Below are 22,446 nucleotides of genomic sequence, written 5' to 3' on the forward strand. Positions count from 1 at the left end.
ATCCTAAAGCCGTAAGACGCCTGATTTATACTGCAACTGCTATAATCGGTAGCTTCGCAAAGTAACTAAAAGCAAAATCGTTTTTCCATCTGATTGATAGTCTTTTAAAAATGCTTTATTATGCAACAATAGACATTTTTAAAAAATGTGTAGATCATCGTAAGGATTGGGAACAAATTCATTCCTAGCTTGAAATTTATTTCGAGAAACGCTTAAAAAACAGAATCTTCTAAATAACAGGAAACACCTCAACCTGATAATTTTCCAGATTAATGGCATTGCTTTTACCAAGCTAGGGCAGCAGATGTCCTCTGGTATTTCTTTAGTGGGTGTAAAACACAACCCACCCATTCCATTGTTAAGTTTAACCTAATACAAGCCCGCTCTACTTCTAATTCTTCCAGTTTACTATCTAAAATATGGTGTTTATAATATTTACACTTTTTAATATATTCTTAATTTTTACTTTTTCTTCCACGTAAAGCTAAACCTAATATAGATGAAGCTAATGTTGCTAGGACTACTCCAACTAGAATACTATTATCACCTGTTTTAGGTAAGGTACTGTCAGTATTTTCATTTACTTTACTATAAACATAAGTAACTGTCTGTTGCGTCTCTGTAAAGAACCCATTGGCATTATTAGGAACTTCCTTTAATGTATAGCCTGCTATTATCTTTGCTTCGGTTGTAAATGGCGTGTCCCCACATTACCCGTTAAAATATCTGCCGGAGCAATTTCAATATTACTTTCATCTACATACTTAACAATAATATTTTGACCTACTTTTTCACTAATAAAAAAATACTACTTGCTGTATTTTTACTATGCAAAGGCGGATTTGTCGTCTCTCTATAAAAACTAATTGTATACTCTCCTACTGGTAAATTTAATCCAGCAATATCAACTTGAGCTAAAGAGCCATTTAATGTTGTCACGCCACTTTTTACAATTTGGTTGCTGCTATCGATAATTTTCCAATTGGCTTGTACTGGAATGGTTCTCTCCTGAACAGGTCCTAGTATAGCACTTGTTGGATTCTCATTCACATTAGTAGCACCATTTAAAATAGGTGTATCAGGATTAATTACATAAATAAAATCCAGTAGTGGCGTTACTGTTAATAGCGGTAAAGGATTATCAGGATCAGCAATCAAACCATTTTCTGCATAGCCACTTGTCCCAGCATTAATGGCAAATAATTTACCATTTTTTACAAAGTTTCCAGCTGAATATGGATTAGCCCAACGATCAATTGCAAAAGAAGTTGCCCCTACTGCACTTGACAAAAAGGTGCCATATCAACCATCCCGTGAGTTACACCAGTATTAGCACCATAATCCTCTAAAATTTCATAGCCCATCATAATTTTTCCATCCGTACTTTTATATGTAGGAAAACTACTATGAACACTTGGTGAATAAAATGGCATAAAGGCTTCTACGTTGGTTAAATCTGTATAATCCAATTCATTATAATTAAGATAGTCAAAATGGTTACCATCAAGTCCTGAATAATCTCCTGGATAGAGAACTTTATTATCAGATGTCAAAAAGAAGGACGTATAAATAGGAATTATTTGGGTAATTACAACTGTATCCTCTGAAGCATCTGGATGAATAATCACAGATTCCCAATTCATTCCACCTGATTGATTATACATATAGCTATGAACATCTCCAACCCATACTTTGCCTGTTGTATTAAGAATGTAAGTCTGTCGTCCAGAACTAAAAGCACCCATAACTTGCTTGACATTAAAACCTGGTTCAGGCAATGGAATTTCAACGAATGTATCAATATCATATGCACTTATTGCATATAACTTTCCATCAGCTGTCAAAACTGAATAATAGAAAATATTTCTAAATATTTCCACTACTGGAGAATTACCAAATTTAATAGGATCTATTTTTTTAAAGCTAATTGTTGTTGTTCCGCTCACATCAGAATACACTCCAGTTTGATAAACACTGCCATTGTCTCCTAATAATAATGTAGATCCATAACCTGAAACAACATCCGTAACCTTTGTTCCTGCATCAAGAAAGGTATTGTCAATTTCTGTCAACTCCACATACTAATCTTCTCGCGCCCTTGGCCTTGGTCAACATCTCCAAATTCACCATTATATTCTTTTCCTGAAACAAGTATTTGTCCATCTTCTGTTGCCACAATTAAACCATATGCTAATAAAACAACATCCATGTCTTTTACAGTAAATCGGTCGATGGCAGTTGCTTTAATTCCATCAGACATAGTGATAAAAATAATCAAACTACTCATTACAATATCCGTAAGTTTACTAATCTTCTTCATAAACATCTCTTCCTTCTTTATTAAATTTTTACCTTGTCATGATATATTTTAAGTGTAAAATCAATACATAAAAAATTATTAATCCACAATTTTCTGTTAATATTAAAACACTGATATAATTCATTCAATATTATTATGACAAATAAAACTTAAAAAATTTATTTTCATCCATTTGTTTTATGCTGATTTAAATAAAAATAAATAGGTTTCCAGTGATAAATTATTTATAATGTATCCCCAGAGAAATCATTACTGATTCCTAAATCTTTAAATACTCCTTTAATTGAATTGTCACCAAATAGATGAATATAGATTTTAGGTAAATATGATGTTGTAATCACAGCTGTTTTCTTTTTATGAGTTAGTTAATTTGTAAGTCTAGATTGACTTCCTTATAAGCAAAGTTTTTATGCATAACTTTATCAAAAAACCTTTTAATATAGCAGAAATATTAAACCACCAAGTTGGAAAAATAAAAATAATCTCATCTGTTATTTTTTAGTATTTTTTGATACTTAAAAACTAAAAGGACACTAAAAGCTCTTTAGAAAATACAACAAGCTCAGATTCTGTCATTACAGAATTAAAACCATCCTTATTTTAGACTCTCAACATTTGGATATGTTTTATTAAGATATATTTCTGAAACTCTAATCAGTTCCTTAATAACTTCTATATTGACATCCTCCAACTTGTTAATATAAATACAGCCTTTTCCTAGCTTGCATTTGCCTAGTTTTTTTAACTAAAGACGCTCTCTCTTTTTCATCCATCATTAAATAAAGTGTAATATTGGTTTTTCTAACTGCAAATCCAGTTCGGAAATACTCTCCTTTTTTGACCTGAAGCATATTTATATTGGAATTTACCAAAACCAATCATATTAGTTCCCCATATTTTAGCCTCAAATCCTTTAGTTTCCTCATAAATCTTAAGTAGCTTATAGCCATCTTCTCTCTTTTTATGATTTTCAATTGACTCTAATAGCTCCTTAATAGGTAATTCTGACTCTTTAGTTTTCAATTCATACATTGTCTTCCCCTTTACTTCTATTATTATTGTAGCGTCATTGCTTTTTTAATTAAATTTTGTAATGCTTCTTTATTAACATCTTCTAAAACAGTAATTTTAACATGCCTAACAGATTTTCCTGAACCAGATAATATTTTAAGAAAATCTAATTCCTGAAGTGCTTTACCTTTTGGAAACCCTAAGTGGATGTAGTTTTTAAATCCCTGTAAATAACAAAACAATCCTCTATTTACATAACAAGGCATGGGCTATTTATAGACTTCCTCAAAATCAACTGAAACCTCTAAAATTAATTGTCTTAAAGCATTAGCTAAAATTTGAATATTGGGTTCTAAGGTAGCAATATAGTTTTTCAACATTCTTTATTGCAATTCTTGTTTTCCAATAGACTACACCTCTTTTATTCGTATACAATTACTATAAATGACAAATTATCCAATGTCAATTCTTTCATAATCTATTTAAAGATTACCCTATCCATGCTATTATTAGAACAGAACGGAAGGAGGACTATTATGACTAATATTTTTTCACCTATGACTATTGGCAATGTAACACTAAAAAACAGAGTAGGGGTACCACCAATGTGTACCAATGATGCTAAAGATGGCTCCGTAACAGAAGAACACATAATCACTTATGGAATGTATGGTAGAAATCAGTTTGGTATGATTGTTGTTGAAGCAACGGCGGTTGCTGAAAACGGTATTATCTATGAAAATGATTTAAAAATAGATGATGATAGATACATTACTGGCTTAAAAATGTTGAGTAAATCGCATTAAGAAAGATGGTACAGCAAGCTGTATTCAAATAAATCATGCAGAAAGAAAAAACATTTCATCAAGATCGCTGTGTTGCTCCCAGTGCTATTGCTTTTACAGAACGTGAAGGGGTGCCCCGCTATAAAACACCGAGATCCCTTTCTATCAAAGAAATTGGCGATGTTGTTGAAGCCTTTAAAAATGGAGCTATTAGAGCACAAAAAGCAGGCTTTGATTTAATTGAAATCCATGGTGCTCATGGCTATTTAATCAGTACATTTCTTTCAAAAGCTACAAACAAAAGAGAAGGTGAGTATAGGGGAGCCCAGAAAACAGATTTCGCTTATTAAAAGAAGTCGTTGTTGCTTGCCAAGAAGCCGTTTCAACGCCTTTAACAGTTCGCTTGTCTGCTGTAGATTATTCTGATGAGCCAGGGGGGCAAACGGAAGATACCTTATTATTCTGTAAATGGTTAAAAGAATTAGGTATTACATTTATTTCTGTTTCAACAGGCGGGTGTTATTGCAGATGTTAATTACACACTATCTGAAGGCTGCCAAGTAAAATATGCTACAGAAATTAAAAAAGCAGGTTTAGATACTGGTTGTGTCGGTTTACTAACACGCTTTCCTCATATGGCTTCTATTATTGAAAATCAGGAAAGTGATTTTGTATTTGTAGGGAGACATACCATTACAAACCCATTGTGGTTTATACCTTATAATGCCGGAAGCAAATAATCTGGAAATGAACTATATAAACACTGTCATGTTTAATAAAGATAAAACTAAGCGGATTTAATTTTTCAAATTTAAAAAAGAACTCAATTTTTAATAAATTGAGTTCTTTTTCTTAATTACCCTTAATCAAGCTATTTAATTCCTTTATTTTTCTATAGCTACCACTTTTAGAATAAAAGTAAAAGGCAATAATGTGTAATACAATGGAAAGCATCATCATAGGAACAATCCAGCCAACTACAAGATAAAACATTTCAACTGAAAATAACCAAACTATTGACAATCCTCCTATAATGCTAACAATAGAAGTTACCAGCACATTCACTAAAGGTTTAAAAGTAAAAAAGTTCCACACTGCATTGTGCATAGTACCAAAAATTAAACCGGAAAGAAGGGATATTGCTACAATATTCCAGACAAAATTAAAACTAAAATCTAATTTTGTAAAAATACTAAGCAGTCCCAGTATCCAGATAAATGTTAATGAAAAAGTTTGAAAAAATGAATGCCTTAAATTTTTGATCATAATAAAATCCTCCTAAAATTTTTAATATAATATCGGCTTACAAAATAGGAACTATTGTTACCTAGGAATAATTCAATCCTTGAGTTATCTTGTATCGAAAATTCCAAGACATGTTCCATGTTAATCATTGTTGTGTTATTAATTCTAATAATATTTTCTAAATTCAAATTATTCTCCACATATTTTAAACGCATGTTCATTAAATACATAGCTCCATTTTTCATCATAACATTACAGCATCTATCTTCAGGTTGAATAGCCACAATATCTTTAATGTAAACTTGAATTTGTTTGTTATTTTGAGCATTAATAACAACAATTGTTTTTCTAGTTCTAAATAAATTTTCTTTCATTTCTGGCCATCTTAATTCCAATACAGGATTAGTAATAAATGGCTACTGTTTCCATATCTAGATCGTTATCTTTATTAAATTTGATTTTCATTTGCCCCTCCTTACAATTACATAATAACGTATCTCTTTGGTATTTCATAGCAAAAAAGAAGTTTGATGCAAAAAAGATGCTGTTTCTTGCAAACTAAAAAGAGCTGCTAATTCTAACAGCTCTTTTACCCTTAACTTCTATCATTTAACCTATTGCAAATGTCATTTCCATATTGGCCGCTAATGTCTCTCCAACATAAGCTTTCGCAATACCTTTACCTATTGGCCCTCTAATTTTAGTGAGAGTAACTTCTAAACGAAGGGTATCACTTGGCTTCACTTGATGTCTAAAACGGCATTTTTCAAGGCCAGCTAAAATAGCAACTTTACCTCTAAATTCTTCTTTTGAAAGCATGGCAACAGCACCTGTTTGAGCCAATGCTTCAATAATTAGAACCCCTGGCATAATATGTAATCCAGGAAAATGACCTTGAAAAAAAGGTTCATTTGCTGTTACATTTTTAATACCTACAATTCTATTTTCAGCATCATCTATTTCAATAATCTTATCAACTAATAAAAATGGATAACGATGAGGAATTATTTTTTCAATTTCATTAGAGTCTAAAATCATTATTGCCCCTCCCATTTTTTAAATACGAGACAGGCATTATGTCCACCAAATCCTAAAGAATTTGATAGCGCATATTTTAAATCAGCCTTTCGCCCTTTATTCGGAACAACATCTAAATCACATTCCTCATCAGGCACTTCATAATTAATAGTTGGAGGAATAAAGCCATCCTCTAAGCTTTTAATACACACAATAGCTTCTACTGCGCCAGCTGCTCCTAAAAGATGGCCAAACATAGATTTCGAAGCACTTACTGGCACCTTAAAGGCATAGTCACCAAATACATTCTTAATGGACAAAGTCTCTGATTTATCATTAAGTGGTGTACTGGTTCCATGAGCATTAATATAGCTAATGTCTTTTGGTTCAATACCAGCTACTTGAATAGCTTCTTTCATAGCTCTAGCACCTTGTTCACCTGTATCTGATGGCGCAGTAATATGAAAAGCGTCACAAGTTGTAGCATAACCTACAACCTCTCCATAAATAGTTGCCCCTCTTTTTAGAGCGTGTTCTAAATCTTCAAGTACTAGTACGCCTGCACCTTCCCCCATAACAAAACCACACCTTTCCTTATCAAAAGGAATAGAAGCTCTATTAGGATTATTACTTGTTGATAAAGCTCTTAGATTGCTAAAACCAGCAATAGATAAACGACCTACAGCCGATTCAGCACCTCCAGCTAAAATTACATCTGCACGTCCTGCCTTAATAGCATAAAAGGCTTCACCAATTGAGTTGTTGCTTGAAGCACATGCAGAAACAATATCCATACAAGGTCCTTTAGCATTTAAAGCAATAGCCGTATTTCCACTAGCCATATTGCCAATCATCATAGGAATAAAAAGCGGCGATACTCTCCTTGGTCCCTTTTCCACTAAATTGGCCACATCTCTTTCACAATCTGAAAGACCACCTACACCTGAACTAATATAAGTTCCTACTCTTTCCGGATCCACATTTGAATCATTGAGTCCAGAATTATTCCACGCTTCTAATGCTGCAGCAACAGCAAATTGACTAAATTCAGACATTCTTTTAGCTTCTTTTTTATCAATATAGTCTGCTGGATTAAAATCTTTAACTTCAGCAGCAATTTTACTTTTAAACTCCTCTGTATCAAAATGATTAATAGGTCCAATACCATTTGCCCCTTTTTCAACATTTTCCCAAAAAGTCTCAACATTGTTGCCGATTGGGGTAATAGCCCCCATTCCTGTTACGACTACTCTTTTCATAAACCTATTCCCTCCTTATATAACCATACCGCCATCAACTGGAATTACCTGTCCCGTAATATAGTTTGCTTTATCACTGCCTAAAAAGCAAACAATTTCAGCCACTTCATCGGGTCTTCCAAAACGGCCTAAAGGAATTCTATCTTTAGCCGCCTCTTTAATATCTTCGTTTAAAATATCTGTCATTTCTGTTTCGATAAAGCCAGGTGCAACTGCATTAACACATATGTTTCTAGTCGCTAACTCTCTGGCAGAGGCCTTTGTTAAACCAATAACGCCAGCTTTTGAAGCAGCATAATTAACTTGGCCAATATTGCCTGTCATACCCACTACAGAAACCATATTAATTATTTTACCTGTTCTTTTCTTCATCATCACTTTGCTAGCAAATTTAGTAAAATAGAAAGTGCCTTTTAGATTAATGTCAATGACATCATCCCACTCATCATCTTTCATGCGCATCATTAAGTTATCTTTAGTAATGCCAGCATTGTTAACCAATACATCAATAGTTCCAAAAGTATCAATTGTTTCTTTAATAATAGCTTCAACACGTTCCTTATCTCGAACATCGCCTTTAAGAAGCAATACTTTTACGCCTAGCTTTTCCAATGTTTCTTTTACCTTGTTAGCTTCACTATCATTGCTTCTATAATTCAGAGCTAGGTCATAGCCCATTTCAGCAAATTTAGTAGCAATAGCATATCCGATTCCTCTAGAAGCACCTGTAACTAAAGCAATTTTACCCACAGCATTACCCTCTTATTTTCTCTAATGTTTTTTCTAATGTCTTAATATTATTCACATTATGGACTGTATACTCATAAGGCATCTTTTTTAGAAAACCAGCCAATGTTTTACCAGGACCAATTTCAATAAATGTATCATAACCATCTTTGAGCATAGCTTCCATAGTATCAACCCAAAGAACAGGCGACATAACCTGTTTAGTTAATAAGGTTTTAATAGACTCTGGATCAGATTCTCTTCCTCCAATTGCATTAAAATATAAAGGAATAGTAGGTTCTTTTATATCCACCTTCTGAAGCAGTTTTCCTAAACCAATACTGGCTTTTTCTAATAGTGGTGTGTGAAAAGGAGCTGCAACATTTAAGGGAATAACCCGTGCCCCATCTTCAGCAAGTATTTGACCAGCCTTTAAAACACCTTCTTTTTCACCTGATATTACAATTTGTTGAAGAGAATTAAAATTTGCTGGGGCTACATAACTGCCACTATCTCTAACCACTTTACAAACATTTACTAGTTTACTGCGATTATAACCAATAACAGCAGCCATACCACCTTTTCCTTCCGGTACGGCATTGAGCATTAATTCTCCTCTTCTTTCAACTAAAGGTAAAGCCTCTTCTAAGGATAAAGCACCACTGGCAATTAAGCTTGAATACTCTCCTAAGCTTAGTCCAACTGTACCATGACACATAGAAAACCGCTCTCTAAAAACTGCTAACATCGCCATTGTTGTTGTTACAATAGCTGGTTGTGTATTGCTGGTAATATTTAAAACATCTTTTGGTCCATTGAGAACTAAATCTGTCATATCTTTATTTAAAATAGTACTGGCTTCATCAAATACCTTCTGAGCAGAGGGAAATTGATGAATAAATTCTTCACCCATACCGACTTTTTGGACCCCTTGTCCAGGAAAAATCAAGGCTACTTTCATCTTTACCTCCTAAAGGGTTTCACTTATTTTCTTAATAATTTCTTTGGCTTCATTATAAAGAGATTCTACAATATCTTTTGCTGGCTCAGTTTTACGAACCATACCTGCTACTTGTCCAGCCATTAAAGCACCATTAACAACATCACCTTCAACTGCTGCTCTTAAAGAGCCAGCACCTAGTTTTTCAATATCCTCAAGTGTCATTGTTTCATCTTTTTCTAATTTAACAAAGTTTCTCGCAAATTTATTTTTTAATCCACGAACAGGATGTCCTGTTGAACGACCTGTAATCATCGTATCAGTATCCCTAGCTTTGATTACTTTTTCTTTGTAAGCATCACTAACAATACACTCATCAGCAGCCAAAAAGCGAGTCCCTACTTGTACACCAGCAGCCCCTAACATAGCCACGGCTGCAACGCCTCTGCCATCGCCGATTCCACCAGCGGCAATAACGGGAATATTTAAAGCATCTACAACTTGTGGCATTAAGGCCATAGTTGTCAATTCCCCAATATGCCCTCCAGCTTCCATACCCTCTGCAACAACCGCATCTGCGCCTAATTTTTCCATGCGAGATCCTAATAGAACGCTTGGTACAACAGGAATAACTGTAATGTTACGAGCCTTCCACATTGCCATATATTTTTCTGGGCTTCCAGCTCCTGTAATAACAACAGGAACCTTTTCCTCAACTACAACTTGAGCAACCTCTTCAGCAAAAGGGCTTAAAAGCATTATATTTACGCCAAATGGTTTATTTGTTAACGTTCTAGTTTTCTGTATTTGTTCTCTTAACCAATCTCCTGGAGCGCCACCAGCTGCAATAATACCTAAACCGCCGGCATTAGAGACAGCTGCTGCTAAATTTGACTCAGCAATCCAAGTCATTCCTCCTTGAATAATTGGATACTCTATATTTAAAATCTTCGTTAATTTCTTATTGAACATTTGAACCTCCCTAATTGGAAAAACGACCTATTAAAGGTCGTCTTTCTTATTTTTTACTTTCGATGTAGTTAACAATATCGCCAACTGTAACAATCGCTGCTAGTTCAGAAGTATCAACTTCTGTGTCAAACTCTTGTTCTAAAACATCAATAACTTGCATCATGTCAATGGAATCTGCATTTAAATCTTCTTTTAAATTAGTCTCTAATGTAATTTCATCAATGTCTGCACTAAGTTCTTCTGCAAGAATTTCTTTAATTCTTTTTTCCATGAGTCTTCTCTCCTTTAAAAAAATATTTATAATCTTATCAACAAAGATCCCCATGTTAATCCTGCGCCAAATCCTACTAAGAGAATTAAATCACCTGATATCACAAGTTTCTTTTGTCTAACCTCATTTAGGGCAATGGGAATAGTCCCACCAGAAGTATTGCTGTACTGATCAATATTCAAATAAAATTTCTCTTTTGGAATATTTTTCTTTTCAGTAGCATATTCAATGAGACGGGAATTGGCTTGATGAGGAATAATCATTTTCACATCATCGTAAGTATAGCCCGTTCCTTCCAAGGCTTTATCTAAAGCTTCACCAATAATTCGTGTAGAAAATTTAAATACTTCCCTACCATCCATAATGATTCCTTTTTTTGTATCTTTTTCTTCAATAAATGGATTCTCAAGAGGCAATGCTTTTAAAAATAGACAGTTTTTTTCATCAGCCTTTGAACCTAGGTAGGTCTGAATAATACCAGGCTCATTACTTTTTTGAAGGATAGCTGCTCCTGCACCATCACCAAAAAGTACAGCTGTTGAACGGTCAGTAAAATCAAGGGCCTTGGAAAGAACTTCTCCTCCTAAAACCAAAACTGTTTTAACTTGACCTGTTTTAATAAACTGATTGGCTGCTGTTAAAGCATATACAAAACCTGAACAAGCCGCCGTAATATCAAAAGCAAAAGCATTTACTGCTCCAATATTCTTTTGTACAATACAGGCAGTTGATGGCATAAAAGCATCTGGAGAAATTGTTGCAAAAACAATCATATCTAATTCTTCAGCTTCAATACCAGCATCTTTTAAAGCATATTCTGCCGCTTTAGTTCCTAAGCCAGATGTGTTTTGACCTGTAGAAAAATAACGACTTTCAATACCTGTTCTTGTGCGAATCCATTCATCATCTGTTTCCAGTATAGTCTCAAAATATTTATTGGGGACTGGATTATCAGGAACACAGTGTCCTGTACCAATTATTTTCCCATATATATTATACATAGTTTCTCCTTAACTACTCCTTATAATCGCCAAATTTTCTAAAACGTTTATAGCGATTATCAAGTAAAGCATCTTTTGATAATTTCTGAAGACTAAGCAATTCTTTTTTCAATACGTTCTTAATACCTATAGCAACTACTTCCATATTTTTATGAGCACCACCTGATGGTTCAGCAATAACACCTTCAATAATATCTAATTCTTTTAAATCAGCTGCTGTAATTTTCATAACACCAGCAGCCTCTTCAGCACGGGTACTATCTTTCCATAAAATACTGGCAAATCCCTCAGGAGAGAGAATAGAATAAATACTATTTTCAAGCATATAGATTTTATCGGAGACTGCAATTGCCAAAGCGCCTCCACTGCCACCTTCACCTGTAAAAATAGTAATAATAGGTACCTTTAAGGCTGACATTTCATAAAGGTTTCTAGCAATAGCCTCGCCTTGACCTCTTTCCTCAGCACTAATACCACAGAAAGCCCCTGGTGTGTCTACAAATGTAATAATAGGTCTATTGAATTTTTCACTTTGCTTCATTAAGCGCAAGGCTTTTCTATAGCCTTCTGGTGAAGGCATACCAAAGTTTCTATGAATATTATCTTTGGTGTTAAGACCTTTTTGCTCTCCAATTACTGTTACCGGTAAACCATCTAAGCTAGCAATACCACCAACAATAGCTTTATCATCAGCAAATAAACGGTCACCATGAAATTCAATAAATGTATCAAATATTTTATCTATGTATTCTAGAGAGGTTGGTCTTTTCTGCTCTCTAGCAATTGTTACACGATCCCAAGGTGTTACACCTTCCATAATATTTTCTTCTAAAACTGTAATTTTCTTTCGCATTTCATCAATTTCTGTAGAAAAATCAACTGCTTCATTAACTTCCATTAATTCTAATTCTTGTACTTTGAGTTTCAAAGATTCTATTTGAGATTCTTTTTCTTTAATAGTCATCTTAGCCCTCCTTGTGTAGGACTAGAATATTACTTAAAGTATCTTTTAAGTCCTTTCTTTCTACAATTTTATCAATAAATCCATGTTCTAATAAAAATTCAGCTGTCTGAAAATCTTCAGGTAGTTTTTGCTTAATAGTCTGCTCAATTACACGTTTACCAGCAAAGCCAACTAAGGTGTTAGGTTCTGCTAAAATAATGTCTCCTAGCATAGCAAAACTTGCTGTTACGCCACCAGTTGTTGGATCCGTTAAAACAGTAATATACAGTCCACCATTATCAGAAAAACGTTTCAAAGCACTACTGGTTTTAGCCATTTGCATTAAAGATAAAATACCTTCTTGCATTCGAGCACCACCAGAAGCTGTAAAGAAAATTAAAGGCAATTTTTCTGCTTCAGCTTTTTCAATTGCTCTTGTTACTTTTTCACCAACTACACTGCCCATACTACCCATCATAAAAAAGCTATCCATTACGCCCATAATCACTGGTTCACCATTAATTTGAGCTTTCCCAGTTAAAATAGCTTCTTTATTGCCAGTCTTTTCTTGATAGCTTTTAATTTTATCTTCATAGCCAGGATAATCTAATGGATTTAAAGTTGTTAAGCCTTCATCTATTGCTTCAAAAGTGCTTTCATCAGCAATTTGAAGTATCCTTTTTCTGGCATACAAACGATAATGGTAACCACAATGTTTACAGTAGTAGCCATTTTCTTTTAACTCCTTATCATAAAGAGTTCCTGAACATGAAGGGCATTTCATTACTAAGTTATCAGGAATGTAAGGCACATCACGATCCCCGTACTTTTCATCTAAGAGCACTTGCTTAGAGCCTTCTTGTATGGGAGTAATGTCTATATAGGTATAATTCTTTTTAAATAAATCTCCTAAAGGCATTTTAGTCCTCCATTACTTCTTTTATGAAACTAGTAGTAAGCTCACCTTTTTTGTATTCTGGGGTACGTAAAATCTTAAATTGATAAGCAATATTAGTATCAATACCTTGAATAATAAATTCCCCTAATGCTCTCTGCATTTTACAGATCGCTTCTTCTCTATTTTTACCATAAACTATCAGTTTGGCAATCATAGAATCGTAATAAGGTGGTACATAATAGCCATCATAAATTGCACTGTCAATTCTCACACCATTACCACCAGGTACGTATAATGTTGTAATTTGCCCTGGAGATGAACGGAATCCTGCATCTGGATTTTCAGCATTAATTCTACATTCAATAGCATGTCCTCTAATAACAATATCTTCTTGTGTCAGTGTAAGTTTTTCGCCAGCAGCAATCCGAACTTGTTCTTTAATTAAATCAACACCAGTAACCCATTCAGTAACAGGATGTTCAACTTGAATTCTAGTATTCATTTCAATAAAGTAGCGTTTACCATTTTTATCAACTAAAAACTCCACTGTACCTGCACTGAAATACCCAACTGCTTTAGCTGCTTTAACAGCATCTTCATAAATAGCTTTTCTAACTTTGTCACTAATAAGAGCAGGGGCTTCCTCAATCATTTTCTGATTTCTCCTCTGAATGGAGCAATCTCTTTCTCCTAAGTGAATTACATTACCATATTTATCAGCTAGTAACTGTACTTCAATATGACGAGGTTCCTCAATAAATTTTTCTAAATAAATACGATCGTCTTTAAAAGCAACTTCAGCTTCTTGTTTTGCCTGGTCATAAACTTTTACTAATTCTTCCTCAGAAAAAGCAATGCGCATGCCACGGCCGCCGCCACCACCTGAAGCTTTAATCATAACAGGATAACCTATTTCTTTGCTGAGCTTAACTGCTTCTTCAACATTTTCTAAAATACCATCAGAACCAGGAGATATAGCAACGCCTGCGTCTCTCATAAGTTCCTTAGCCTTGGCTTTATCACCCATATTCTCAATCATTTCAGATGTAGGACCAATAAAGTTAATACTGCATTTTTCACACATCTTAACAAATAATGGGTTTTCTGATAAAAAACCAAATCCAGGATGAATAGCCTCAGCACCTGATAGAATAGTAGCACTTAAAATATTAGTAATATTTGAATAACTATCTTTAGAAGCTGGTCCACCAATACAAATAGCCTCATCCGCTAATTCCTTATGAAGTGCCTCTTCATCTGCTGTTGAATAGACAGCTACAGTTTTAATCCCCATTTCTCTGCAAGCTCTAATTATTCTAACAGCAATTTCGCCTCTATTAGCAATTAATATTTTTTGAAACATTACTTTACTCTCACTTTAAATAATTTTTGTCCAAATTCAACCATTTCTTCATTGTTAACCATAATTTCGACAATTTCTCCACTGAAGTCAGATTCAATTTCATTCATAAGTTTCATAGCCTCAACAATACAAAGTACTTGCCCTTTATCAATGGAGTCCCCTATTTTTACAAAAGGACCTGCTGTTGGACTTGGTGATTCATAAAAAGTACCAACAATTGGGGATGTAATATAAGCTATATTAGCCTCTTCCTCTACTTCTAAAATAGCTGTTTCCTGTACATTAGTAGTCACAACTTGTTGTGGTACTTCATATTGTGTTATTGTTGGAACGGGTGCACTTTGCACCACTTCCGCTTGCTTTTCAATTATAACTTTTTTGCCCTCTTCTTCAACAGAAACATGGGTTACACTGGATGTTTCTAGACGGTCAATTAACTTCAAAATATCTTTTAAATCCATTTTCACTATTTCTCCTTTTCAGTAGATGCTTTTCATTCTAATAAAAAACATCTATTTATTAGTGTTGGCATTTTTACCAATATAATAATAAATAAACAATCTGATAAAAAGTTTCATAGTTGACTCTTTAAAAAACATTTAAATAATAACAGTTTTGAATAATAATAAATAATAAATAATAATATCTGAATAATAATAAATAATAAATAATAATTAGGTTGCAAACTGTTTTCATAAAACTGTTTTTCGACTGTTTCTATAAGCCTCTACTACTGTAGATTGTGTAAATATCTTTGCTGTAACGCCAAAACCAGCTCCTTTCATTTATTAATTAGAGTAATCTCTACTAAACATATGCTTAGTAGAGATTAACCCTATTTAACTTACTCTTCCCCCATCAATACTTTTACTTGTTCAGCATTATATGAGCTTCTTACAAATGGTCCTGAAGCAACATGCTTAAAGCCCATTTCTTTAGCTACTGTTTCATAAGTCTTAAACAAGTCAGGGTGTATATACTCAATAACTGGGTGGTGTTTGCTTGAAGGCGCTAAATACTGGCCTACAGTCAAAAAATCACAGCCCACTTCTCTTAAATCTGCAAATAAACGAACTACTTGTTCTTCTGTCTCTCCCAAGCCTAACATAATACCTGATTTTGTAAAAATCTCAGTATTCATTTTTTTAACATTTGCCAATACATCAAGGGATTGTTGGTAAATGGCTTTAGGTCTAACATTGGTATATAAATTAGGTACAGTTTCTACATTGTGATTAATAATTTCCGGGGCAGCTACTACCACAGTTGAAAGAGCACTTACATCGCCTTGAAAATCTGGAATCAATACTTCAACAGTTGTGCCTTTCCCTTTAGTATGTTTTCTAACTTCATTAATACAGTCAGCAAATTGTTGGCCACCACCATCTGCTAAATCATCTCTAGTTACAGAAGTAATAACAACATGGCGAAGTTTTAATTCAGCAGTTGCCTTTGCTAAGTTTTCTGGTTCACTAGGGTCAACAGGCGTTGGGTCCCCTTTTGTGACATCACAGAAACGACAGTTTCTGCTGCAGACACTACCTAAAATCATAAAAGTTGCAGTGCTCTTATTAAAACACTCCATTTTATTTGGACAGTTGGCTTCCTGACAAACAGTATGTAGTGATAACCCATCTAATAAACGTTGCACTTTATTAATATTTTCAGGTGATTGATACTTAATCTTTAACCAATCTGGTTTTCTTTGTTCCATTTTTCTACCTCATTCATTAAGCTTTCTTCTTTTTCTTTTTTTAAATTAACACCAAAGACTTTATTAATTGTCTGAACCATTTTTTTCTTAACTTGATCCATGTCTTCAATATGTCCAATTTCCCTTTCAAGAGAAGTAACCTCTCTGTCAGAAATGCCACAAGGAGTAATCGCCTGAAAATCATCAAGATTAGTATTGACATTAAAGCCAAACCCATGCATGCTTACACCTCTTTTAATAGCACAGCCAAGTGCTGTTATTTTTCGCTCTCCTACCCATACGCCAGGGTATTCTTTTTCTCTATGGGCTTTAATATTATAATAATCCCCTAAAAACTGAATAAATATATCTTCTAGTTTTTCAAAGAATTCTCTAACGCCTGATCCATAATTATGAATATTAAAAATAAAATAGCCTACCAGTTGGCCCAATCCATGATAGGTAGCATCGCCACCTCTGTTAATATGGACCACATCAAAACCTTGTTCCTCTAGAAATGCTTTAGGGAAAAGGATGTTCTCTTGGTTGCCAGAATTGCCTACTGTAATTACTTTTTTGTGTTCTAATAAAAGTAAAGTATCTTCAATTTTATCCTGCTGACGCAGAGCCAATAATTGTTTTTGTAGTTCAAAGATTGTATTATAAGATCGTTCCGATCCTAAGTCTACTACTTTAGGCATTTTGCTTTCACTCCCTATCCTATCTATTATATCAAAATTTCCTTTATTTTTAAAGAATCATTTACCACACTAAATAACGATTAATATCAAACTCATTATGCTTAATTGCTTTAAGTAAATCATTAACACTGTTTTTAACAGAATCAGTAATTCTACTGCTAAATTCAGGACTATAGGATACTATTATAGCATCTTCATTTGCCCCTATTGTTTGCACAGTACCATTAAATATTTTATCATTAGCATTTTTAATTGTTTTAAAAATATAGTCTTCAGCTTTAAATTCTACGGAGGCGATTAGGACATCTTTATGCTTTTCAAAATCCATGCTATCATTGCCTATTAAGACTATTTTATGCTGTTTTGCCAATGCTAATACATCTCCTAAAAAGCTTCTGAGCCAAATGGACATATTACATAAGCACCTATATTCACCATAAATTCCATTATTTCGTTTAAAGACTCATCTCTCCCATTGACATAATTATAGAGTCGAGTATCTGAATTAATTTTTTACTGCCAGCAGAAAAGGCAACTTCGGATTTTTCCAATGTTTTATTGCTTTCTCCAGCAATAAAACCAATAGTCTTATTATTGCTTAAAAGAGTAGCCACAGCACCTTGTATAAAGTTTACTTCATCATTATTATAGACAATAGCGCCTAAATTTCGCCATTTTCCACAGCCTCATTGATTACTACAAAGTAGGTGTTTTTATAATTACTAGCAACAGACTTAACTATGCCACCCATATCTTTAACAAAAACAATAGTAGCCGTTTCATCTCCCATTCTTTTTTAAAAAGAACTCTGGATCTGTCGTATTATCTTCATAAACCAACACTGGCGCCTAATTCTTTATTGGCTTTCTTTATGCCACTATAAATGTCCATGTTATCTTTATCTTCAATAGCACCTGCTGTCAAAAAAGCGACTTTAAGGCTGCTGTTATTTCCAGTCGTAATGTTTTTTTCAAAAGGAATTGATCCTTCTTCTTTATTTGACCAATTTAATGCTAATGCCGCCACAACTAAAACAATTATCGTAACAAGTCCAACAATCAGTCCTAATTTTAACTGTCTATTTTTCATTAGAATCCCCCCTAATTCCTTATCTGTCTATTATAGCAAAAAAACTGCAATTAAAAAACCCTTTCTCCCTGTAAGGAAGAAAGGGGTTTCTATTATCTAATATTGTTTAGAATAATCCTGTGATTACACCATTTTCATCAATATCAATTTTACATGCAGCTGGAACTTTTGGTAAACCAGGCATTGTCATAACAGCACCTGCAATACATACTAAGAATCCTGCTCCAGCAGAAAGTCTTACTTCACGAATAGTAATTCTGAAGTTTTCTGGACGACCTAATTTTGTTTGGTCATCTGAGAGTGAATATTGTGTTTTAGCAACACACACTGGAATGTCAGCATAGCCTAATTCAGTGTAAGTTTTAATCATTCTTTCAGCATCAGCTGTGTAATCAACACCATCAGCACCATAGATTTCTCTAGCTACAATGTCTAGTTTTTCTTTAATAGGTAACTTCTCATCATATAGAACTTTAAAGTTAGAAGTAGTAGTATCTAGCATGTCAACAACTGCTTCAGCTAGCTCAATACCACCTTCTCCACCTTTAGCCCATACTTCAGATAAAGCTACTTTTACACCAGCATCAGAACATAACTTTTTAAGTAAGTTTAACTCATCATCTGAATCTGTAGGGAACGCATTTACAGCAACCATAACTGGTACACCGAATTTTTTAACGTTCTCAATATGTTTAGCTAAGTTTGCATATCCAGCTTTAAGTGCTTCTAAGTCTTCTCTTTCTAGATCGGCTTTTGCAACCCCGCCATGCATTTTAAGAGCACGAACAGTTGCTACAATTACTGCTCCATCAGGTTTTAAATCAGCAAAACGGCATTTTAAGTTAAAGAATTTTTCAGCACCTAAGTCAGCACCAAATCCAGCTTCTGTAATTACATAGTCAGCAATTCCCAAAGCTGTTTTAGTAGCATTCACGCTATTACAACCATGCGCAATGTTAGCAAATGGTCCACCATGTACAAATGCAGGTGTATTTTCTAGAGTTTGAACTAAGTTAGGTTTAATAGCATCTTTCATAAGAACTGTCATAGCACCTTGAGCGCCAATATCAGCAGCTGTAACAGGTTCTCTGTCATAGTTATAACCAATTACGATTTCTGAAAAACGTTTTTTCATATCCATTAAGTCATCTGTTAAGCATAGGATAGCCATGATTTCAGAAGCAACTGTAATATCAAATCCAGTTTCTCTTGGAACACCATTGGCTCTTCCACCTAAACCAATAATTGTATTTCTTAATGCTCTGTCATTTAAGTCAATAACACGACGGAACACAACGGTTCTAGGGTCAATATTTAGAAGATTGCCTTGTTGTAGGCTATTATCAATCATTGCTGATAACAAGTTGTGAGCATATGTAATAGCGTGTAGGTCACCTGTAAAGTGTAGGTTAATATCATCCATAGGAACGATTTGTGCATAACCGCCACCTGCAGCACCACCTTTAACGCCAAAGCTTGGTCCTAAAGAAGGTTCTCTTAAGCATGCCATAACATTTTTGTTAATTTTAGCTAATCCATCTGCTAAGCCAACTGATGTAGTCGTTTTACCTTCTCCAGCTGGTGTAGGGCTGACTGCTGTTACTAGGACTAATTTGCCCTTTTTCCCACTGTTTTGTAGACGATTTACAGCTTCCATAGAGATTTTAGCTTTGTACTTACCAAATAACTCTAAATCATCTTCACTTAAACCAATGCTTTTTGCAACGTCTACAATTGGTTCCATTACTGCTTCTTGAGCAATTTCAATGTCACTTTTGTAACCCATTTTCACACTCTCCTTTTGTTCAAATTGATTTTATCTATAGGCAATTAAGCCAAACAAACAACTATTCAATGATTTCTTCTGGCGTTAAATATAAGGCAATTTCCCGCGCTGCATTTTCCAGAGAATCTGATGTGTGAATTAAATTTTTAGTCATATCCTGAGCTAAGTCACCTCTAACAGTTCCTAAATCAGCTTTTGCTGGATCTGTTGCGCCACTCATTTTACGCATACCAGCTACTACATTTTCACCACCAATCACCATATGTACTACAGGTCCTGAAGTTAGATATTCTACCAAGTTAGGGAAATATGGCTTATCTTGATGTCCATCATAATGCTTCTCTAACTGTTCTAAAGTCATATTCTGTACTTTTAATGCAAGAATACTATAGCCTTTAGATTCTATTCTAGATAGAACATTACCTAACAACCCTCTCTGTAAACCATCTGACTTTAGCATAACAAACGTTTTTTCCATTTTACTCTCCTTTATCTACTGTGTTAAGAGCTTCAACTTGTGCTACGTTCTCATCCTTTAATAAGGCTTCAAAATCAGTTCTAGACAAGACTTCTTTTTCCATTAAAGCACCTGCAACTAAATCTAATTTGTCTTCATGATCTGATAGTATTTTCTGTGTGTCTTTATAGCATTCATCCATATAGCGTCTTGCAACATCATCAATAAGAGCTGCTACTTTCTCACTGTAGTTTCTATCCTTATTAAAATCTCTACCTAGGAAAACATCTCCGCCAGCTTTTTGCCCAAATGTTAAGGTACCAAGTTCTGAGGTCATTCCATATTCAGTAATCATACTTCTAATAATCGTGGTGGCTCTCTCTAAATCATTAGAGGCCCCTGTACTAATATCCCCTAATTTCAATGCTTCTGCAATACGGCCTCCTAAGAGAATCCGCACTGAGTTCAGCATATCTTTCTTAGTTATAAAGTTTTTATCTTCATCAGGAAGAGATAATGTATATCCACCTGCATAGCCTCTAGGCACAATAGACACTTTATGAACTGGATCAGCGCCTTCAATATAGTAGGTAGTTAATGAATGGCCAGCTTCATGATAAGCAACTAAGCGATTTTCTTTCTCATTTCTCACCTTGCTTTTCTTCTCTGGTCCGGCAATTTCCCTTTCAACAGCGTGTTCAATAGAATCCATAGAAATTTTACTTTCATTTTTTCTAGCTGCAAGAAGAGCCGCCTCATTCATTACATTGGCTAAGTCTGCCCCTGTAAAGCCTGGTGTTCTTTTAGCAATAATTGATAAAGAAACATCATCAGCTAAAGGTTTCCCCTTACTATGAACTTTTAAAATTTCTTCTCTGCCTTTAACATCAGGTGGTGTTACTACAATCTGTCTATCAAAACGACCAGGACGAAGTAGTGCTGGGTCTAAAACATCAGGTCTGTTAGTTGCTGCAATAACAATAACCGCCTCATTATTATCAAAACCATCCATTTCAACCAATAATTGGTTTAATGTTTGCTCTCTCTCATCATTACCACCGCCAAGGCCAGCACCTCTTTGACGACCAACAGCGTCAATTTCATCAATAAATAAAATACAGGGCGCAGTCTTTTTGGCCTTATCAAATAAGTCTCTAACACGAGAAGCGCCAACGCCAACATAAAGTTCAACAAACTCAGAACCACTGATGGAATAGAAAGGAGTCCCTGCTTCACCAGCAACAGCTTTTGCAATTAATGTTTTACCTGTTCCTGGAGGACCTGCTAACATAACACCCTTAGGGATTTTTGCACCAAAACGTGTAAATTCCCCTGGTGTCTTTAAAAAATCAATAATCTCTTGTAATTCTTCTTTAACTTCATCAATACCAGCAACATCCTTAAATGTTACTTTGCTCATAGGGTCTTCTTCAGCTAGTTTAGCTCTGCTTTTGCCAAACTGCATTGCACCACTGCCCCCACCAGCTCTATTAAACATAAAGAACATGAGGATAACAATACCTAAAATAAACATAATATTCATTAAAATAGAAAAAACAGGTACATCGTTTTTATTAACTGTCTCAAGTTTAATATTATTCTCTAAACTAATCTGTGTCAATGTAGTATCTAGTAGAGTAGAATTATCATCAAAAAAGAAGGGAGCACCTTCAGGGTCTGCTTTTGACTGCCAATCTACGCGTACTTTTGTAGAATCGCTAACCGTTACACTTGCTTTTTCAATGTTGCCAGCTTTTGCCATCTGCTGAAATTCCAACAAACTGCTTTGCGCAGGTTGTTTCGCGGAAGGTTGAAAAGCAACTATGTATATAGCGCCTACTATAAGAAGAATAACGATTCCTAAAGTAAGCTTCTTTAATAATTCTTTATTCAATGATTCTCTCCTTTTGTTATCTAATTTTACTTCTTTTTAAAAAAGCAATATTTCCCTAATTCTACCATAGAAACA

32 protein-coding genes and 1 pseudogene are annotated in these 22,446 nt (G+C 34.4%); 3 read left to right on the forward strand and 30 right to left on the reverse strand.

Going from position 1 to position 22,446, the window contains the following annotated elements:
- Positions 1-455: 455 nt before the first annotated feature.
- The 8 genes and pseudogenes from AZF37_RS13535 to AZF37_RS09290 form a co-directional block, all read right to left on the reverse strand.
- A pseudogene (locus AZF37_RS13535) lies at positions 456-686 on the reverse strand (MucBP domain-containing protein); the annotation flags it as partial.
- Entirely contained in the window at positions 674-799 is a 126-nt protein-coding gene (locus tag AZF37_RS13540; protein WP_425425472.1) for a MucBP domain-containing protein, read from the reverse strand. The pseudogene AZF37_RS13535 and the gene AZF37_RS13540, both read right to left, overlap by 13 nt.
- On the reverse strand, positions 784-1,290 hold the full coding sequence (locus AZF37_RS09265) for a hypothetical protein (RefSeq protein WP_088370515.1): 507 nt from the start codon (positions 1,288-1,290) through the stop codon (positions 784-786). Before AZF37_RS09265 ends, AZF37_RS13540 begins: the two co-directional genes overlap by 16 nt.
- Entirely contained in the window at positions 1,275-2,078 is an 804-nt protein-coding gene (locus AZF37_RS09270; protein WP_088370516.1) for a hypothetical protein, read from the reverse strand. The genes AZF37_RS09265 and AZF37_RS09270 overlap by 16 nt, the downstream gene beginning before the upstream one ends.
- Positions 2,069-2,320 carry a hypothetical protein gene (locus tag AZF37_RS09275; protein ID WP_088370517.1) on the reverse strand — a complete coding sequence of 84 codons (252 nt, stop codon included), beginning with the start codon at positions 2,318-2,320 and terminating at the stop codon, positions 2,069-2,071. Before AZF37_RS09275 ends, AZF37_RS09270 begins: the two co-directional genes overlap by 10 nt.
- A gap of 378 nt (positions 2,321-2,698) precedes the next feature.
- Positions 2,699-2,815: an NAD(P)H-dependent oxidoreductase gene (locus AZF37_RS13545; RefSeq protein WP_088370698.1), complete on the reverse strand. Its 117-nt coding sequence runs from the start codon at positions 2,813-2,815 to the stop codon at positions 2,699-2,701.
- 306 nt (positions 2,816-3,121) lie between these two features.
- Positions 3,122-3,352, reverse strand: coding sequence for a hypothetical protein (locus AZF37_RS12940; protein ID WP_342668660.1), 231 nt, complete (start codon positions 3,350-3,352; stop codon positions 3,122-3,124).
- Positions 3,353-3,375: 23 nt separating this feature from the next.
- Positions 3,376-3,597: a DUF1801 domain-containing protein gene (locus AZF37_RS09290; protein WP_088370518.1), complete on the reverse strand. Its 222-nt coding sequence runs from the start codon at positions 3,595-3,597 to the stop codon at positions 3,376-3,378.
- A 270-nt stretch (positions 3,598-3,867) separates the two neighbouring features.
- Between AZF37_RS09290 and AZF37_RS12570 the strand changes: the two genes are divergently transcribed.
- Genes AZF37_RS12570 through AZF37_RS12580 form a run of 3 tightly spaced genes read left to right on the forward strand, consistent with a single transcriptional unit; the run spans position 3,868 to position 4,651 of the window.
- The gene (locus AZF37_RS12570; RefSeq protein ID WP_162474052.1) at positions 3,868-4,137 is read left to right on the forward strand and encodes an oxidoreductase; all 270 of its coding nucleotides are present in this window, start codon (positions 3,868-3,870) and stop codon (positions 4,135-4,137) included.
- A gap of 35 nt (positions 4,138-4,172) precedes the next feature.
- The gene (locus AZF37_RS12575) at positions 4,173-4,466 is read left to right on the forward strand and encodes an oxidoreductase (protein WP_088370520.1); all 294 of its coding nucleotides are present in this window, start codon (positions 4,173-4,175) and stop codon (positions 4,464-4,466) included.
- A gap of 53 nt (positions 4,467-4,519) precedes the next feature.
- On the forward strand, positions 4,520-4,651 hold the full coding sequence (locus tag AZF37_RS12580; RefSeq protein ID WP_281178873.1) for a hypothetical protein: 132 nt from the start codon (positions 4,520-4,522) through the stop codon (positions 4,649-4,651).
- Positions 4,652-4,968: 317 nt separating this feature from the next.
- Here the strand turns inward: AZF37_RS12580 and AZF37_RS09305 are convergent, their stop codons facing one another.
- From AZF37_RS09305 to ftsH, 22 genes are all read right to left on the reverse strand, one after another.
- Positions 4,969-5,382: a hypothetical protein gene (locus AZF37_RS09305; protein WP_088370521.1), complete on the reverse strand. Its 414-nt coding sequence runs from the start codon at positions 5,380-5,382 to the stop codon at positions 4,969-4,971.
- The gene (locus AZF37_RS09310; protein ID WP_088370522.1) at positions 5,379-5,735 is read right to left on the reverse strand and encodes a LytTR family DNA-binding domain-containing protein; all 357 of its coding nucleotides are present in this window, start codon (positions 5,733-5,735) and stop codon (positions 5,379-5,381) included. The genes AZF37_RS09305 and AZF37_RS09310 overlap by 4 nt, the downstream gene beginning before the upstream one ends.
- Before the next feature lie 235 nt (positions 5,736-5,970).
- Positions 5,971-6,399, reverse strand: a complete 429-nt coding sequence (gene fabZ / locus AZF37_RS09315; protein WP_172793112.1) for a 3-hydroxyacyl-ACP dehydratase FabZ — start codon at positions 6,397-6,399, stop codon at positions 5,971-5,973.
- Positions 6,399-7,637, reverse strand: a complete 1,239-nt coding sequence (gene fabF, locus AZF37_RS09320; RefSeq protein WP_088370523.1) for a beta-ketoacyl-ACP synthase II — start codon at positions 7,635-7,637, stop codon at positions 6,399-6,401. The genes fabZ and fabF overlap by 1 nt, the downstream gene beginning before the upstream one ends.
- Positions 7,638-7,652: 15 nt before the next feature.
- Positions 7,653-8,387 (reverse strand): 3-oxoacyl-[acyl-carrier-protein] reductase, encoded by a 735-nt coding sequence (gene fabG, locus AZF37_RS09325; protein WP_088370524.1) that lies wholly within the window; start codon positions 8,385-8,387, stop codon positions 7,653-7,655.
- Between the two features lie 4 nt (positions 8,388-8,391).
- Complete coding sequence (gene fabD / locus AZF37_RS09330) at positions 8,392-9,324, reverse strand: ACP S-malonyltransferase (RefSeq protein WP_088370525.1); 933 nt, start codon at positions 9,322-9,324, stop codon at positions 8,392-8,394.
- A 9-nt stretch (positions 9,325-9,333) separates the two neighbouring features.
- The gene (gene fabK / locus AZF37_RS09335) at positions 9,334-10,275 is read right to left on the reverse strand and encodes an enoyl-[acyl-carrier-protein] reductase FabK (protein ID WP_088370526.1); all 942 of its coding nucleotides are present in this window, start codon (positions 10,273-10,275) and stop codon (positions 9,334-9,336) included.
- Between the two features lie 46 nt (positions 10,276-10,321).
- Positions 10,322-10,546 carry an acyl carrier protein gene (locus AZF37_RS09340; RefSeq protein ID WP_088370700.1) on the reverse strand — a complete coding sequence of 75 codons (225 nt, stop codon included), beginning with the start codon at positions 10,544-10,546 and terminating at the stop codon, positions 10,322-10,324.
- Between the two features lie 26 nt (positions 10,547-10,572).
- Entirely contained in the window at positions 10,573-11,547 is a 975-nt protein-coding gene (locus AZF37_RS09345; protein ID WP_088370527.1) for a beta-ketoacyl-ACP synthase III, read from the reverse strand.
- 13 nt (positions 11,548-11,560) lie between these two features.
- Positions 11,561-12,511, reverse strand: a complete 951-nt coding sequence (locus AZF37_RS09350) for an acetyl-CoA carboxylase carboxyltransferase subunit alpha (protein WP_088370528.1) — start codon at positions 12,509-12,511, stop codon at positions 11,561-11,563.
- A 1-nt stretch (position 12,512) separates the two neighbouring features.
- Positions 12,513-13,409: an acetyl-CoA carboxylase, carboxyltransferase subunit beta gene (gene accD / locus AZF37_RS09355; protein WP_088370529.1), complete on the reverse strand. Its 897-nt coding sequence runs from the start codon at positions 13,407-13,409 to the stop codon at positions 12,513-12,515.
- A gap of 1 nt (position 13,410) precedes the next feature.
- Entirely contained in the window at positions 13,411-14,751 is a 1,341-nt protein-coding gene (locus tag AZF37_RS09360; protein WP_088370530.1) for an acetyl-CoA carboxylase biotin carboxylase subunit, read from the reverse strand.
- Positions 14,751-15,212: an acetyl-CoA carboxylase biotin carboxyl carrier protein gene (gene accB, locus AZF37_RS09365; RefSeq protein WP_088370701.1), complete on the reverse strand. Its 462-nt coding sequence runs from the start codon at positions 15,210-15,212 to the stop codon at positions 14,751-14,753. The genes AZF37_RS09360 and accB overlap by 1 nt, the downstream gene beginning before the upstream one ends.
- A 383-nt stretch (positions 15,213-15,595) precedes the next feature.
- Positions 15,596-16,465: a lipoyl synthase gene (lipA, locus tag AZF37_RS09370; protein ID WP_088370531.1), complete on the reverse strand. Its 870-nt coding sequence runs from the start codon at positions 16,463-16,465 to the stop codon at positions 15,596-15,598.
- Positions 16,438-17,145 carry a lipoyl(octanoyl) transferase LipB gene (gene lipB / locus AZF37_RS09375; RefSeq protein WP_088370532.1) on the reverse strand — a complete coding sequence of 236 codons (708 nt, stop codon included), beginning with the start codon at positions 17,143-17,145 and terminating at the stop codon, positions 16,438-16,440. Before lipB ends, lipA begins: the two co-directional genes overlap by 28 nt.
- 61 nt (positions 17,146-17,206) lie before the next feature.
- A complete protein-coding gene (locus tag AZF37_RS09380) occupies positions 17,207-17,557 on the reverse strand; it encodes a type 1 periplasmic-binding domain-containing protein (RefSeq protein ID WP_088370533.1) in 351 nt (116 codons plus the stop codon).
- 43 nt (positions 17,558-17,600) lie between these two features.
- Positions 17,601-17,759, reverse strand: a complete 159-nt coding sequence (locus tag AZF37_RS09385) for a hypothetical protein (RefSeq protein ID WP_245611957.1) — start codon at positions 17,757-17,759, stop codon at positions 17,601-17,603.
- Positions 17,760-17,806: 47 nt separating this feature from the next.
- Positions 17,807-17,935: a hypothetical protein gene (locus AZF37_RS12585; protein ID WP_281178874.1), complete on the reverse strand. Its 129-nt coding sequence runs from the start codon at positions 17,933-17,935 to the stop codon at positions 17,807-17,809.
- Between the two features lie 38 nt (positions 17,936-17,973).
- Positions 17,974-18,234 carry a hypothetical protein gene (locus tag AZF37_RS09390; RefSeq protein WP_088370535.1) on the reverse strand — a complete coding sequence of 87 codons (261 nt, stop codon included), beginning with the start codon at positions 18,232-18,234 and terminating at the stop codon, positions 17,974-17,976.
- A gap of 106 nt (positions 18,235-18,340) precedes the next feature.
- Complete coding sequence (locus tag AZF37_RS09395) at positions 18,341-20,020, reverse strand: formate--tetrahydrofolate ligase (protein ID WP_088370536.1); 1,680 nt, start codon at positions 20,018-20,020, stop codon at positions 18,341-18,343.
- 61 nt (positions 20,021-20,081) lie between these two features.
- The gene (ndk, locus tag AZF37_RS09400; protein WP_088370537.1) at positions 20,082-20,498 is read right to left on the reverse strand and encodes a nucleoside-diphosphate kinase; all 417 of its coding nucleotides are present in this window, start codon (positions 20,496-20,498) and stop codon (positions 20,082-20,084) included.
- Between the two features lies 1 nt (position 20,499).
- On the reverse strand, positions 20,500-22,371 hold the full coding sequence (gene ftsH, locus AZF37_RS09405; protein WP_216634025.1) for an ATP-dependent zinc metalloprotease FtsH: 1,872 nt from the start codon (positions 22,369-22,371) through the stop codon (positions 20,500-20,502).
- Between the last annotated feature and the right edge of the window lie 75 nt (positions 22,372-22,446).

It is taken from the genome of endosymbiont 'TC1' of Trimyema compressum, from assembly GCF_001584725.1.
Classification (GTDB): domain Bacteria; phylum Bacillota; class TC1; order TC1; family TC1; genus TC1.

What these genes read in the sequence shown, in the direction of transcription:
- AZF37_RS09275 (WP_088370517.1), bottom strand. Translation starts at nt 2,320, where the DNA reads ATGAAGAAGATTAGTAAACTTACGGATATTGTAATGAGTAGTTTGATT.
- AZF37_RS12940 (WP_342668660.1), bottom strand. Translation starts at nt 3,352, where the DNA reads ATGTATGAATTGAAAACTAAAGAGTCAGAATTACCTATTAAGGAGCTA.
- AZF37_RS09290 (WP_088370518.1), bottom strand. Translation starts at nt 3,597, where the DNA reads ATGCCTTGTTATGTAAATAGAGGATTGTTTTGTTATTTACAGGGATTT.
- AZF37_RS12570 (WP_162474052.1), top strand. Translation starts at nt 3,868, where the DNA reads ATGACTAATATTTTTTCACCTATGACTATTGGCAATGTAACACTAAAA.
- AZF37_RS12575 (WP_088370520.1), top strand. Translation starts at nt 4,173, where the DNA reads ATGCAGAAAGAAAAAACATTTCATCAAGATCGCTGTGTTGCTCCCAGT.
- AZF37_RS09305 (WP_088370521.1), bottom strand. Translation starts at nt 5,382, where the DNA reads ATGATCAAAAATTTAAGGCATTCATTTTTTCAAACTTTTTCATTAACA.
- AZF37_RS09310 (WP_088370522.1), bottom strand. Translation starts at nt 5,735, where the DNA reads ATGAAAGAAAATTTATTTAGAACTAGAAAAACAATTGTTGTTATTAAT.
- fabZ (WP_172793112.1), bottom strand. Translation starts at nt 6,399, where the DNA reads ATGATTTTAGACTCTAATGAAATTGAAAAAATAATTCCTCATCGTTAT.
- fabF (WP_088370523.1), bottom strand. Translation starts at nt 7,637, where the DNA reads ATGAAAAGAGTAGTCGTAACAGGAATGGGGGCTATTACCCCAATCGGC.
- fabD (WP_088370525.1), bottom strand. Translation starts at nt 9,324, where the DNA reads ATGAAAGTAGCCTTGATTTTTCCTGGACAAGGGGTCCAAAAAGTCGGT.
- fabK (WP_088370526.1), bottom strand. Translation starts at nt 10,275, where the DNA reads ATGTTCAATAAGAAATTAACGAAGATTTTAAATATAGAGTATCCAATT.
- AZF37_RS09340 (WP_088370700.1), bottom strand. Translation starts at nt 10,546, where the DNA reads ATGGAAAAAAGAATTAAAGAAATTCTTGCAGAAGAACTTAGTGCAGAC.
- AZF37_RS09345 (WP_088370527.1), bottom strand. Translation starts at nt 11,547, where the DNA reads ATGTATAATATATATGGGAAAATAATTGGTACAGGACACTGTGTTCCT.
- AZF37_RS09350 (WP_088370528.1), bottom strand. Translation starts at nt 12,511, where the DNA reads ATGACTATTAAAGAAAAAGAATCTCAAATAGAATCTTTGAAACTCAAA.
- accD (WP_088370529.1), bottom strand. Translation starts at nt 13,409, where the DNA reads ATGCCTTTAGGAGATTTATTTAAAAAGAATTATACCTATATAGACATT.
- AZF37_RS09360 (WP_088370530.1), bottom strand. Translation starts at nt 14,751, where the DNA reads ATGTTTCAAAAAATATTAATTGCTAATAGAGGCGAAATTGCTGTTAGA.
- accB (WP_088370701.1), bottom strand. Translation starts at nt 15,212, where the DNA reads ATGGATTTAAAAGATATTTTGAAGTTAATTGACCGTCTAGAAACATCC.
- lipA (WP_088370531.1), bottom strand. Translation starts at nt 16,465, where the DNA reads ATGGAACAAAGAAAACCAGATTGGTTAAAGATTAAGTATCAATCACCT.
- lipB (WP_088370532.1), bottom strand. Translation starts at nt 17,145, where the DNA reads ATGCCTAAAGTAGTAGACTTAGGATCGGAACGATCTTATAATACAATC.
- AZF37_RS09380 (WP_088370533.1), bottom strand. Translation starts at nt 17,557, where the DNA reads ATGTCCATTTGGCTCAGAAGCTTTTTAGGAGATGTATTAGCATTGGCA.
- AZF37_RS12585 (WP_281178874.1), bottom strand. Translation starts at nt 17,935, where the DNA reads ATGGGAGATGAAACGGCTACTATTGTTTTTGTTAAAGATATGGGTGGC.
- AZF37_RS09390 (WP_088370535.1), bottom strand. Translation starts at nt 18,234, where the DNA reads ATGAAAAATAGACAGTTAAAATTAGGACTGATTGTTGGACTTGTTACG.
- AZF37_RS09395 (WP_088370536.1), bottom strand. Translation starts at nt 20,020, where the DNA reads ATGGGTTACAAAAGTGACATTGAAATTGCTCAAGAAGCAGTAATGGAA.
- ndk (WP_088370537.1), bottom strand. Translation starts at nt 20,498, where the DNA reads ATGGAAAAAACGTTTGTTATGCTAAAGTCAGATGGTTTACAGAGAGGG.